Annotated in this window: 11 protein-coding genes; 2 read left to right on the top strand and 9 right to left on the bottom strand. The window is 52.6% G+C overall.

Annotated features, from left to right (window positions below):
* Positions 1-36: 36 nt before the first annotated feature.
* Complete coding sequence (locus F608_RS31140) at positions 37-741, bottom strand: class I SAM-dependent methyltransferase (RefSeq protein ID WP_022665071.1); 705 nt, start codon at positions 739-741, stop codon at positions 37-39.
* A gap of 386 nt (positions 742-1127) precedes the next feature.
* Between F608_RS31140 and F608_RS0107790 the strand changes: the two genes are divergently transcribed.
* Entirely contained in the window at positions 1128-2993 is a 1866-nt protein-coding gene (locus F608_RS0107790; RefSeq protein ID WP_022665070.1) for a bifunctional acetyl-CoA hydrolase/transferase family protein/GNAT family N-acetyltransferase, read from the top strand.
* Positions 2994-3055: 62 nt separating this feature from the next.
* Here F608_RS0107790 and F608_RS34530 read toward each other — a convergent pair whose 3' ends face one another.
* Positions 3056-3868, bottom strand: coding sequence for an RNA methyltransferase (locus tag F608_RS34530; protein ID WP_022665069.1), 813 nt, complete (start codon positions 3866-3868; stop codon positions 3056-3058).
* A gap of 149 nt (positions 3869-4017) precedes the next feature.
* On the opposite strand from F608_RS34530, the gene F608_RS0107775 reads away from it, so the two are divergent.
* Positions 4018-4851, top strand: a complete 834-nt coding sequence (locus F608_RS0107775) for a hypothetical protein (RefSeq protein WP_027362563.1) — start codon at positions 4018-4020, stop codon at positions 4849-4851.
* Positions 4852-4907: 56 nt separating this feature from the next.
* Here the strand turns inward: F608_RS0107775 and F608_RS0107770 are convergent, their stop codons facing one another.
* The 7 genes from F608_RS0107770 to F608_RS0107740 all read right to left on the bottom strand — a co-directional run bounded on the left by F608_RS0107770 (position 4908) and on the right by F608_RS0107740 (position 12698).
* The gene (locus F608_RS0107770; RefSeq protein WP_022665066.1) at positions 4908-5414 is read right to left on the bottom strand and encodes a ferritin; all 507 of its coding nucleotides are present in this window, start codon (positions 5412-5414) and stop codon (positions 4908-4910) included.
* 91 nt (positions 5415-5505) lie between these two features.
* Positions 5506-6333, bottom strand: coding sequence for a class I SAM-dependent methyltransferase (locus tag F608_RS0107765; RefSeq protein WP_022665065.1), 828 nt, complete (start codon positions 6331-6333; stop codon positions 5506-5508).
* A 140-nt stretch (positions 6334-6473) separates the two neighbouring features.
* Complete coding sequence (locus F608_RS0107760; RefSeq protein WP_022665064.1) at positions 6474-8423, bottom strand: acetoacetate--CoA ligase; 1950 nt, start codon at positions 8421-8423, stop codon at positions 6474-6476.
* Positions 8424-8434: 11 nt separating this feature from the next.
* Positions 8435-9070: a helix-turn-helix domain-containing protein gene (locus tag F608_RS0107755; protein ID WP_022665063.1), complete on the bottom strand. Its 636-nt coding sequence runs from the start codon at positions 9068-9070 to the stop codon at positions 8435-8437.
* A 109-nt stretch (positions 9071-9179) separates the two neighbouring features.
* Complete coding sequence (locus tag F608_RS0107750; protein WP_022665062.1) at positions 9180-10304, bottom strand: beta/alpha barrel domain-containing protein; 1125 nt, start codon at positions 10302-10304, stop codon at positions 9180-9182.
* Positions 10305-10322: 18 nt separating this feature from the next.
* Positions 10323-11912 (bottom strand): acyl-CoA carboxylase subunit beta, encoded by a 1590-nt coding sequence (locus F608_RS0107745; protein ID WP_022665061.1) that lies wholly within the window; start codon positions 11910-11912, stop codon positions 10323-10325.
* Positions 11913-12698, bottom strand: coding sequence for an enoyl-CoA hydratase-related protein (locus tag F608_RS0107740; protein ID WP_022665060.1), 786 nt, complete (start codon positions 12696-12698; stop codon positions 11913-11915).
* Between the last annotated feature and the right edge of the window lie 11 nt (positions 12699-12709).

Below are 12709 nucleotides of genomic sequence, written 5' to 3'. Positions count from 1 at the left end.
ATTTAATAACTAACTACAGAATTCTCACAGACTTTTTTATTTCCTTTTTAAAAAGAGCATTACTCGTTTAAGGGATCCATAATATTGGGGGGAAATAAAACCCTTCAACCTGTTTTTAAAATTTATTCGTGTGATTTCTTTAAGTATTTCAGGATCAAAAAAATTCAACGTAAAATCATCACTTGGTTCTATAAGCTTGTAGTCAATAGAATCCTTCCAGTGATATTTTACAAACCATAGGCGTTCAGCTCCCATATAAAAACGGCGAAAATCTGAATTATAATTAAATAGATAGTCCACAAGGTTGCCCAAGCCTGCATAATCTTCAAGCCTTTTGGGTTTTAAAATGAGCATACCATCTATCAAATTCACAAGCCATTTATGGTAATCTTTTCTACTGTTCAATCTTTCATTTAGTTCAGACGGACATTCTATATAACCAGCTTTAGAAACCCTTTGCATCTCCTGTAACATTTTATTGGGATCATCAGCGTGTTCCAATACATGTCTTGCTATCACAAAATCAAAAATTTTATCGTTGAAAAAAGATAAGTCTTCTGCATTCGCGATTATTGACGGGATGCCCTCATACAGATCCCCCCCCCTTTCTGTATTATCAGTAGATTTATCAATGATTAACTCTGTTCTACTGTCAGGGTTGTGGCCAGCGCCAATTTCCAAGACCTTAAAATCCCTGCGATTTGCTTTGTTAATTAGTTTTTCTCGATTATAACTATCCATTATGAGTACTCATGCTATAAAAATTAAACTTACGAGGATCTCCTTTTGTTAGCACACAGCTCCGCCCTGTCGGTTACATGGTTTTCATAACCGACCTTTTGGAAAAGGTTGATCATAAGTAATCCATAATGACTGAATTATAAAGTTTTTTTTAAAATAATTGAATATCTTATGCGTTTTTCCAGGTTTGTAATATTCTCTGTTCTGACTGTCACTGGGCAAGTGCATCTTTTTCTGTCTGAGGTTTCTGTATAAGGATCGGAAGGTGCCGAGTCGGTTAGGGTTGCAACGGCACCCCGGGAAAAGGGCCGGAACCTTGAATAACTGGGGATTTGCTGGTATGAATGAACAGTATTTTCCTTACCAATCCGATCAAGGAGTCATGAATGCCTGAGTTTGATTTATCCAATTGGGAAGACAGCCTGGTACCGCCTGAAAGGGTTCTCAACCATATCAAACCGGGCATGACGGTGTTCCTGGGATCGGGCCCGGCCACCCCCCGGACCCTGATGAGAACCCTGCTGGACGTGGATTCCCATAATATCCGGGATCTTGAACTGGTTCAGCTGGCTGTCCAGGGGGATACCATCCTTTCCGTGGACAAGCTCAACGCGCCCAATTACCGGTTGAAAACCTTTTTTTCGGGTTTTGTGGCCTGGGGCACCATTGCTTCCGGGCAGGTGGACCTGATCCCGGCCTATTATTCTGAAATTCCCAAGGTGATTAAATCGAGGAAGGTGGATATTGACGTTGCCTTTATCCAGATCACCCCGCCCGACGATGCCGGATACTGCAGCCTGGGAGGGGCTGTTGACGTGGCCAGGGAAGCCATGGACCAGGCTTCCCTGGTGGTGGGGGAGGTCAATACTGAGCTCCCCTTTACCTACGGGGATACCTTTGTTTCCATTGAGGATTTTAACCTTCTGGTCCGGTCGGACCGGGGACCCGTAACCTATGCCCTTCCGGAGGTGCCTGAAGAGATGAACCGGGTGGCGGCAAATGTGGCCTCGGTGATCAAGAACGGGGACTGCATCAACTATTCCCTGGGCCCTCTGTTTGAAGCCCTGGTGCCCCATCTGTCCGATAAAAAAGATCTGGGGATTCATTCCCTCTATTTTACCGATGCCCTGGCCGAGCTGGTCAATTCAGGCGCGGTAACCAATAAATTCAAGTCCCCGTTCCGGGGAAAGTCCCTGGCATCCTATGCCCTGGGGAGTAAAAATCTGATGAAATGGCTGAACCGGAATCCTTTGGTGGAATTCCAGGGAATTGACTGGGTGTGCAACTCCCGGCTCATTGCCCAGAATCCCCAGTTTGTGGCCATTTACGAGGTCAGGAAGGTGGATCTGTTGGGCGGGGCCTCCTTTCCCCTGAAAGGAGCCGTGATCACGGGGCCCGGTGAAGGAATCGATTTTTACAAGGGCGCGGAAGGATCTGCAGACGGGGCCACCATCATCGGCCTTCCGTCCAGAAATGAGAAGGGGGAATCCAATATCCTTCTGAGCGTCCAGAATTTTGCCAACCAGCTTCGCCTGAGGGAGTCCGTTCACATGATCGCCACGGAATACGGCATTGCCAACCTCAAGTGGAGGACCTTGCGGGAGCGGGCCCAGGCCATCATCGACATTGCCCATCCCGATGACCGGGAAGCCCTGGTGGAGCAGGCCAGGGAAAAGAAACTCATCTATCCCAACCAGATTTTCATCTCCCGGGCCGCCCATCTCTACCCCTCCCACCTGGACTATAGAAAAACTTTTAAGGGGGGAGAGGAGGTCAGGTTCAGGGCCATCAAGCCCTCTGACGAGGAGGCCATGCGCAGGTTCTTTTACCGCTGCTCCAAGGAGATGATCTATTACCGGTTTTTCTACTCCATCAAGACCATGGCCCACGATAAGATGCAGGAATACGTCAACGTGGACTACAGCAGGGAAGTCTCCATTGTGGGGCTGAGCACAGAGGGGGACCAGGACAAAATCATTGCCGAAGCCAGACTGATCCGGGATGAAAGATCCTATTACGGAGAGGTCGCCTTTCTCATTGACGAAGCTTTCCAGGGCAAGGGCCTGGGGTCGTACATGATGGATCTCCTGGTAGGCTTTGCCCGGAAAAAGGGCCTCAAAGGGATTATGGCAGAGGTCATGTCCGACAACCAGCCCATGATCAAGGTCTTTGAAAAGATCGGGCTGCCCATGGAGGCCAGTCTGGACGCCGGGGTCTATCATCTCAAGATCAGTTTCGGGGATAAGGCCTGATCCCGGGAATTCAGCCGGATATTGCCCAGCCCGGGCTTTTTGCTCGGTAAACAGGATTCATTTCATGAAATATCCATGTTGAGGCGGGCCTGGAACAGCACCACGGAAACGGCATTGGCAACATTCAGGGAGTTTTTCCTTCCGAACATGGGGATGTGGATAAACTCGTCACACACCGACATCACATGGGAAGAGATTCCATACTCCTCGTTCCCGAAAACCAGCACCATTTTTTCAGGCCAGGCAAAGCAATGGCAGGGGATGGAACCTTCCGCAGTCTCAACGCCGATGATTTTGTATCCTTCCTTTTTTTTATCCAACAGGGCACGGCCCAGATCCCGGGTTTTTTCCTGGGCTATCCATTTCTGGCTTCCCATGGCCGTCTTCTGAACCCTTGGATTCTCTTTTCCGGGCGTATTGCCCAGGATGACCTCCCTTACTCCGGCACCGTCACAGGTCCGGAAAATGGATCCCACGTTGAAAAGGCTTCTTAGTCCGTCCAGGGCAAGGATGATCTCCGTAGACAGGGTCGTGTCAACGGCGTCTCCGTGGAGTTTATCCGAAAAAGAGGCCCGGGGAAGCAGAAGTTCATCCCGGCAGACCATCCCTGCGGCCTGCCTGTGGGTGTGAACTGCATCGGAAACGTACTCCATGCGGGATTGGGCCCCGGAATTTTCAGGCCTTGGAGGCAGGGGAGAGTCCATCCAGGTGAGAACGGATTCGTATTTGAAGCAGAAATCATTAAAGGACTCCTGGGATATCCTGCCGGTCAACAGTTTCTGGTAATATTGTGAAAGCCAGGCAATGATGTGGCCATGCCGGCTCTTATGGGGAAGTGATAAAAATTTTTTTTGGGTAAATCCAAAGGTGTCCACAGTTTCCTCTTGGGGAGAGTTTTTTCTGTCAAACTATCATTTCCGTTTGGAAAGAAAAAGAGAAGGAAATAATTCTCAATTTTTGGGCGGATTTGCCGATGATTATTCCAAGCAGTTCTATTTTCAGATCCAAACCAAGGGAGAATAAAATGAGCAGCATACAGGGAAATTCATCCCAGGGCATGAGGCCCAGCAACTACCAGGGACTCCAGAAGGCTTCCGTTGCCAGTCGCTCAACGCAGATGAGCGCCTATGAAGAACTCAACGCCGGTGTAACCATCCAGACCCGCGAAGGAGATGTGGTGACCCTCTCCGCAAATTCCTTTTCCGGGTACAGCTCTTCCTCTTACACCAGCCAAGGGGTTATTGAATCAGACAGCGGCAAGGCAATGGTCAGCCAGCATTCCAGGGAGATCACCCTGACATCGGGGGAGTCTTTTTCCTTTTCCGTGCAGGGGGATCTGAGTGAGGAAGAACTGGCAGACATCGAGAATATCATCAAGGGAATTGACGGGATTATCGCCGAAGTGGCCGAGGGGGATATGGATGATGCCATCGCAAAGGCCCTGTCCATGGGATCCTATGATTCCGTTTCCATGTACTCGGCGGACATCAGCTATGCCAGGGGGTATTCCATGACCGAGGAGACCACATCTGCGGGTGCCTGGCTCGATAATACAGATAGGGCAGATCAACTCACCGGATCGGACAGGTCCCAGGGAACCCTGGACAACTTGTTTGAAAAAATGGCCCGGCTCCTGGAAGACCAGGAAGAGAAACTCCTGGAAAAATCCCGGCAGCCCCTGGACTCTCTGTTCCAGCATTATCTTAACGGGGTGGAGAAAAACGAGGGAAATGAAGAAGAGGATCCGACCCGGACCTCTGAATATGCCTTCCTGGATAAGGTAAGGCAGCGCCTGGACCAGATGATCGCCGATATGTTGGACGGCGCCTTTGACTCTACTCTGGATCAGGTTTTATAATTCGGATCAGTCATGGCCGGCCCCGGGAAATTCCGTGGCCGGCCATGGATTTAAATCTATTTTGCCGGCGGGGTAAATACCCGCTGGGCCAGTTCATTGTCCAGCATGAGCAGGCCGTGGCCCTCTCCCTTGATCAGCTTGAGTTTGTTCAAAATGGCGTCCATGGATGCCTCTTCTTCCACCTGTTCTTCCACAAACCAGTTCAGAAAGTTTCTGGCGGCATGGTCGTTTTCCTGGATGGCCAGGTCCACGAGATTGTTGATCAGGGAAGAGACCAGTTTCTCATGCTCATAGGCCAGCTCAAAGACCTCCAGGGGAGATTTGAATTCGGTCTTCGGGGCTTCGATTTCCTTTAAAAATACCCGTCCCCCCCGTTCATTCAAAAACCTGTACATCTTCATTGCATGGAATCTTTCTTCCTCCACCTGGACCAGGAAAAAGTTTTCAAATCCGTTTAATCCGGCTGAATTGAAATAGGAAGCCATGGAAAGATAGTAATATTCTGAAAATAATTCCCGGTTGATCTGGGTGTTGATGGCATCCTGGATTTTTTTTGATATCATGGTGTTCTCCTTTTGTGCTTTTTAAAAAATTAGATTCGGAACAGCCTCAATTGTCAAAAGGTAACTATGAATTGCGACTTTTAAAGTTTTTCTAAAGCTTTTTTAAAACAGCTTCAACCAGGCAGATGGAGTTGTTTCTGAAATTTCGGGGCATGGTCTCCCTGAAAAGGGAGGCATTTTTTCCGAATATGAGGTGAACGCCCAGGGGATAGGTTTTTCCCCGATTTTTTTCAGCCGCAGCTTTGATCTTTTCCCACCAGGCCAGGCCGGCCCGGGTGTCGTCCCTGAAATACTCTGTCGAGAATCCAGCCCCTTTCATCAGGGCCTCACAGGTTTCCCAGGGTTCGAGAAACGAGGTGTCCGGGGTGGCGGCCCAGGGGACCGGCAGGGCAGGGGAAGGGCCTTGCCCCCGGGTGACTTCATGGAGAATGAGCTTCCCTCCGGGTTTCAAGACCCTGGAAAATTCCTGTATCGCCCCGGCCTTGTCTTTGATGTTCAAAATTACATGCTGGCAAAGCACCCCGTCAAAGGAGTCGTTCTCAAAGGGCAGGTCCAGGATCGATCCTGTCCGGAAGGAGGCCAGCCGGTCCAGTCCAATGTGCCGGGTCAGGATCTCTGCAGCTTCGATGAATGAAGGAGACAGGTCAATGCCCGTCACCTGGCAGCCGAATGTCCCGGCCATGAGCCTGGAGGAACCTCCGATGCCGCAGCCGGCATCCAGGATCCGGTGGTTTTCTGTGACATTGGCTTTTTCCAGAAGAGAGACCGTGGCCGGGGCACCGCAGGTGTGGAGCTGGTCCACCGGAGCCAGGTCTTTCACCTTGAGGCTGTCCATATCTTTCCCGGCCTTTGCCAGACCCGTCTTTATTTTCAAGATCAGATCATTGGAGGCATAATGGTCTTTTACTAAGGGTTCCATTGAAAAGTAGTTTCCTTTTAAGGCTGAAGCGATAAGGCTGAAGACTGAAGGATTGATTTCAACTATACCTTCAGTCTTCAGCCTTCAGTCTTCAGCCTTCAGTCTTCAGCCTTCAGTCTATCTGGAAAGCTGAAAAATTCTCAGCTTTTCAATTCGTCGATGCTGCCGAAGAAATCCAGGGCTTCCGGGTTTTTCAGGGCATCCTTGTTTCTCACTTCCTTGCCTTCGATCATCTTTTTGACGGCCAGTTCCACTTTTTTCATGTTCAGGGTATAGGGAACGTCCGGGCAGGCAATGATCTTGGCCGGTACATGCCGGGGGGAGGCATTGGCCCGGATATCGGCCCGGATTTTGTTTTCCAGGTACCGGGTCAGTTCAAACCCCTGGGCCATCTTCACGAACAGGATCACCCGGACATCGTTGTTCCAGGACTGGCCCACCACCACAGAGTCTTCCAGTTCTTCCATGGCATCCAGGCGGCGGTAGATCTCGGCGGTCCCGATCCTGACCCCGCCCGGGTTCAGGGTGGCATCGGACCGGCCGAACATGATGACTCCGCCCCGTTCCGTGACCATGATAAAATCTCCGTGGGTCCAGATACCCGGAAACTGGTCGAAATAGGCGGAATGGTACTTGGAGCCGTCATCATCTCCCCAGAAACAGACGGGCATGGAGGGAAAGGGCGCCGTGCAGACCAGTTCGGCCTGCTGTCCCACCACCGGAGTGCCGGTTTCATCATAGGCAAAGACCTTCATGCCAAGGCCCCTGCACTGGAGTTCCCCGGTATAGACCGGTCCCATGGGATTGCCCAGGGCAAAGCATCCGTTCAGGTCGGACCCGCCGGAAATGGATGCCAGCTGGAGGTCTGTCTTGACATGTTCGTAGATGAATTCAAAGTTTTCGTCGGACAGGGGGGATCCCGTGGATAAAACCGATTTCAGGGCAGAAAGGTCAAACAGCTCTTTGGGGCGCACCCCGGCATTTTTCAGGGCTTCGATATAGCCGGCACTGGTTCCGAAAACATTGATTTTTTCGTCCTGGGCCATCTTCCACAGAGCCTCGGGCCCGGGATGGAAGGGATTGCCGTCGTAGAGCACCAGGGTGGCACCCACACTCAAAGAGCAGGTCAGCCAGTTCCACATCATCCAGCCGCAGGTGGTGAAATAGAAGATGGTGTCCTCTTCCTTTAGGTCCGTATGGAGGACCAGTTCCTTTTTCTGGTGGAGCAGGACCCCTCCCTGGCTCTGGACCATACATTTGGGCAGACCTGTGGTGCCCGAGGAGTACATGATGTAAAGGGGATGGTCGAATTCCACCTGTTCGAATCGGATTTCCTCTGCTGCAGGGTCCTTAAAGTCTGAATAATGAACGGCCTTGTCCAGCATGGAGATGTCCGGTGTTTCTTTCACATAGGGGATAACCACGATTTTCTCTATGGAGGGCAGTTCTTTGACAATTCCGGCGATGCGTTCCAGGCTGTCCAGGGGTTTGCCCTTGAAAAAGTAGCCGTCTGCCGTGAAAAGTACCCTGGGCCGGGTCTGGCCGAACCGGTCCAGAACCCCCTTGATGCCGAAATCCGGGGAGCAGGAGGACCAGACCGCTCCCAGGCTGGCAGTGGCCAGCATGGCAATGATGGATTCGGGCATATTGGGCACGAACCCCACCACCCGGTCTCCTTTTTGGATGCCCATGGATTTCAGGGCTGCCGCGGTCTGGGCCACTTCATGGTAGAGCTGGTTATAGGTCAGGGAGCGCCGGATTGAATCTTCCCCCCTGAACACCAGGGCTGTCCGGTCATTCCTGAACCGGAGCAGGTTTTCGGCAAAGTTGAGCCTTGCCCCGGTGAAAAACTTTGCTCCGGGCATCTTGTTCTTGTCCTGGATGACCTGTTCGTAGGGTACAGAGTGCTGTATGTCCAGGAAGTCCCAGGCCGTGTCCCAGAAATCTTCCAGATGATTTACGGACCATTCCCAGAGGGAAGGATATTCCTGAAAGTCTTTTTGAAATTTTTCATTGACCCGGTTCATGAACCGGTACATGTTGGTGCTTTCTATGCGCTCTTGGCTGGGTTCCCACAAGAGTTTGTGCATGGATCCTCTCCTTATTCATATAGAACGGCAAGTAAAGTGGCCTTTTCCGTCTTGGCGGTGATATAGTGGGGAGTGGTGGACAGATAATAGGCGCTGTCCCCGGGTTCCAGATCGTAGGATTCCTTGGCAATGGTCAGATTGGCCGTTCCTTCCAGAACATAGACGAATTCCTCTCCGCTGTGAACGGAGATCTCTTTGTCATCATTTTTTTCCAACTGAACAATCAGGGCTTCCATATGCCTGCCCTGGACTTCCGGGGCCAGGCTCATATAGGAGTATTCCTTTTTCTTGCTGGTCTTGGAGGCAGACCTGGCAATGGATTTTCTCTCGTTTTTCCGGGTAATGGAGTACAGCTTTGTGCCCATGCCGGACACCAGTTTGCCCACGGCTGAATCCAGGGCCTTGGAAAGCTTCATGACCATGCCCAGCTGGGGTTTGAAACGGCCGCTTTCAATTTCCTCCAGCCGGGATACTTCAAATCCGGTCAGGTCGGAAAGGTCTTCCAGGGAAAATCCTCTCTCCTCCCGGAGCAGCCGGATACGGGTCCCCACCTCATCCACCTGTCCGGAATCCCCGTTCTGGATATTTCCGGTAAGGTCTTCAAAATAATCCACATTGATATGGGGTATCTTGTCCTTTTTTTCCATGGCATCTCCTTATAGATGAAAGGATGAAGGCTGAAGGATAAAGGATGAAAAGGCAAACTTCAGCACAGGGCATCTCTTTCTTGGATTGTTGTGCCCAAGGGCATGGTTTCTATTTCGGAAAGTTTTGATCCGGTGTCTCTCCCAGTTTTTCCTTGAGTTTGGCAAGTCCGGGTCTGGCGTATTCCATGTGCCCCTCTTTCAGGGTCCTGCCGTTGATCATGGCTTCGCTCCTGAGGCGGGTGCCCACGGTCTTCTCCAGCTGCCTGCCCAGCCAGAGGATCCGGTCAATATCATATCCATGTTCTATACCCATTTCATCGATTTGTACAAGGGTATCTTCCAGGCAGACCAGGCCCACGTAGCGTTCGTCGTCATAGTAATAGTCGCCGGTTCCTTTGATGGGCCGGTCATCCATGAAGTTTGCCGGCTGCCCTCCAAGGCCTCCCAGGGTGGCCTCAAAATGGGTGATGCCGGCCTGGAGTGCGGCCAGAACCGAAGCCGCAGCCACCCGTTTGGTTTCATGGAAATGGGCGATGTGGAGGCTGGTATCCGGGATCTCATCCAGGATCATGGAAAAATACCGGTATACGTCTGCCGCGGAAGCCGAACCGTCATGGTCGGCATGTTCAATGTCCGAGGCCCCGATGGAGAGCCAGTACTTGGTGAACTCCACGGCATCCTCCAGCCGGGTGGCCCCGCCGATGGGGCTTCCCCAGATGGTGGATACGGTGCCGCACATTTTGATTCCTGCATCCGAGCACTTTTTAATGCAGCGTTCCGCCTCTTTCCAATAGTTGGGAAGGGTGGTGCCGGAATTGGCAAAGTGGTGCTGTTCTTCGGTGGAGACCATCATCAGGACCCGGTCCGGACCCACCCCCCGGTTTTTGAGTTCAATGGCCCGGTCCACGGAGGGTTCCCTAATGGTGATGGCCGTCAGGACCACATCCTTCATGTCAATGCCTTTTCTGGCGGCCCGGGATACAAAATTATCCGACCGCAGATGGGCCAGAAGCTCCTCTGCATCGGAGAATTGGGGCATGTTCCGGGGATTGCCTAGGTTGGTGACTTCGATGTTCCGGCATCCGGCAAAGATGAGTTCCTCAAGATAGGTGATCTTGGCCGGGGTGGAGATGAACTTCTCCAGGTGCTGGAATCCGTCCCGGACGGTGATATCTCCGATGGTGACCTTTTTCGGCATTCTCGGGAAAATTTTCCAATAATCGTATTCTGTCATTATCTTCTCTCCTTATTTTTAAAATCTAAAATTTCCAAAGGACGCTTCTCCCACGGGTTTTATCATGCTGACCTCAACCGCCATGGCCAGCCATTCCCGGATTTCCGAGAATTTCAGGACCCGGTCATTGAGCAGCCTTGAGGCACAGAAAAAGGGATGGGCCTCTCCGTCGTATTTTGCGATCATCTTCTGCTGAAAGGCCTCGATTTCCTCCGGGGTCATGGTTTCCCCCTTGGCCTTTTTCTTGGCCTGTTCAATGGAAAGCAGAACCCCTCCGGCGCTTTTGCCGCTCATGACGCTGGTTCTGGCCCGCATGGTGGAGAACAGGAAATGGGGCCGGTAGGCCCTTCCGCACATGCCGTAGTTGGCCGCCCCGTTGTCCGGGCCGATGACCAGCTGGATCCGGGGCACCTGGGCGCAGGACACGGCCCGGACCATATCGGCTCCGAATTTGCCGATGCCCGCATGCTCTGATTCCGACCCCACCATATAACCCGGGGAACTCTGGATAAAGAGGATGGGGATCTTTTCATAGGAGCATCTGACCACCCATTCGGCCACCTTTTTGGCGGCCTCATGGAAGATGATACCGGCCCCGTTGGAGCAGACCACGCCCATGGGAAGGCCCTGGATCCTGATTTTGCCGGTCAGGATATTGGAGCCCCGGCCCGGGGCAAAGTTCTTTTTTACCTCGATGAAATGGGAGCCGTCTGCAATGGAGCGGATAAAGTCGAGGCCGGAGATTCCCTGGTGGGGGGAGGCGGGCAGGATATCGTAGATGACCTCCGGCCCGGTGGCCGGTTCCACGGGCTGGTATCTGTGCAGATGGATTTCCTGGGGCCGGGTCAGGGAGAGAAGTTCCCTGACCTTGGCAATGGCGTCGGTCTGATCATTGCAGAGATGGTCCGCTCCTCCGGATACCTGGGTGTGGACCCGGGCGCCCCCTAAGTCTTCTGCAGAGATCTCCTCTCCCGTGGCCATTTTCACCAGGGGAGGGCCGCCCAAAAAGGAAAAGGACTGCCTGTCGATCATGATGGATTCGCAGGCCATGAACACGATATAGGCTCCGCCGGCCGTATTGCCCCCGGTGCTCAGGGTCACCTGGCGCAGTCCCTTGGCCGACATCCGGGCCATGTTGTAGAATATGGATCCGAAGTGCTGGTCATCGGGGAAAACTTCCGCCTGCATGGGCAGAAATACCCCGCCTGAATCGGCAATATAGATGCAGTTGAGCCCGCATTTCTCGGCAATGGCCTGGGCCCGCATATGTTTTTTCAGGGTGATGGGGAAATAGGTTCCGGCCTTGACCCGGGAGTCATTGGCCATGATCATGGTCCAGTTGCCGTGGATTTTGCCGATCCCGGTGACGATCCCGGCGCAGGGCACATCCTCCACCCCCGGGTATCCCATGCCGAATCCGGCCAGCATGGAGAGTTCAAAAAATGGGGTTCCCGGATCGATGAGGTCGGTGATCAAGTCCCTGACCGGGCGCTTATTCCTTTTGGCCAGGGTATCCACGGCTTTCTGGCCTCCGGGCCAGATGGCCTGGGACCTTCTTTGTTCCAGTTTTTCTTCTTCCTTTTTCCAGAAGCTGGTGAAGTCTTCCATTTATTTCCCCTTGTAAACGGGTTTTCGCTTTTCCCTGAATGCGGTCAGGCCTTCGGTCCTGTCCTCCGTCGGGATGGTCACCCGGTAAGCATTGGATTCAATGGCCAGGCCCGTGGCCAGGTCGGTTTCTATGCCTCTGTCAATGGCGTATTTTGCCATCTCCACGGCAATGGGGCCGGTTTGGGAGATCATTTCCGCCATGTCAAGGCAGGCGTCCATGAGTTGGTCTCCGGGCACGGTCTTATTGACCAGGCCGATATCCAGAGCCTCCCCGGCGTCCACCCTCCGGCCCGTGAAGATCAGCTCCTTGGCCTTGGCCACTCCCACGACTCTGGGCAGCCTCTGGGTGCCGCCCCCGCCCGGGATGATGGCCAGCCGGGTCTCGGTCAGACCCATGGAGGCCTTTTTCGATGCGATCCTTATGTCCGAGGCCAGGGCCAGTTCGGTTCCGCCTCCCAGGGCAATCCCGTTGACAGCCGAGATCACCGGCATGGGCAGGTTCTGGATGGAGGTCAAAAGGTTGCGGATGGTGAGGATGAACTTTTTCACCTCATTGGGGGAAAGCCCGGCCCTCTCCTTGAGATCGGCGCCGGCGCAGAATGCCTTTTCCCCGGCACCCGTGAGGATGATACAGCGGATTTCAGACCGGTATTGAAGAGTATCAATCTCGTCCCTGAGGGCGAAGAGCAGGTCAAAGTTGAGACTATTCATCACCCGGGGCCGGTTCAGGGTGAGGATCAGGGCCTGGTTTTTTTCTTGTTTTAATAAAAGATCTTCATTGCTCATGGTGAATCTCC

The sequence above is a fragment of the Desulfospira joergensenii DSM 10085 genome (genome assembly GCF_000420085.1).
GTDB lineage: Bacteria > Desulfobacterota > Desulfobacteria > Desulfobacterales > Desulfobacteraceae > Desulfospira > Desulfospira joergensenii.
This window is presented reverse-complemented; position numbering and strand designations above follow the sequence as displayed.

Bases quoted from the DNA above. Each gene is read 5' to 3' on its own strand.
- F608_RS31140 (WP_022665071.1), bottom strand. From the start codon at position 741: ATGGATAGTTATAATCGAGAAAAACTAATTAACAAAGCAAATCGCAGG.
- F608_RS0107790 (WP_022665070.1), top strand. From the start codon at position 1,128: ATGCCTGAGTTTGATTTATCCAATTGGGAAGACAGCCTGGTACCGCCT.
- F608_RS0107775 (WP_027362563.1), top strand. From the start codon at position 4,018: ATGAGCAGCATACAGGGAAATTCATCCCAGGGCATGAGGCCCAGCAAC.
- F608_RS0107770 (WP_022665066.1), bottom strand. From the start codon at position 5,414: ATGATATCAAAAAAAATCCAGGATGCCATCAACACCCAGATCAACCGG.
- F608_RS0107765 (WP_022665065.1), bottom strand. From the start codon at position 6,333: ATGGAACCCTTAGTAAAAGACCATTATGCCTCCAATGATCTGATCTTG.
- F608_RS0107760 (WP_022665064.1), bottom strand. From the start codon at position 8,423: ATGCACAAACTCTTGTGGGAACCCAGCCAAGAGCGCATAGAAAGCACC.
- F608_RS0107755 (WP_022665063.1), bottom strand. From the start codon at position 9,070: ATGGAAAAAAAGGACAAGATACCCCATATCAATGTGGATTATTTTGAA.
- F608_RS0107750 (WP_022665062.1), bottom strand. From the start codon at position 10,304: ATGACAGAATACGATTATTGGAAAATTTTCCCGAGAATGCCGAAAAAG.
- F608_RS0107745 (WP_022665061.1), bottom strand. From the start codon at position 11,912: ATGGAAGACTTCACCAGCTTCTGGAAAAAGGAAGAAGAAAAACTGGAA.
- F608_RS0107740 (WP_022665060.1), bottom strand. From the start codon at position 12,698: ATGAGCAATGAAGATCTTTTATTAAAACAAGAAAAAAACCAGGCCCTG.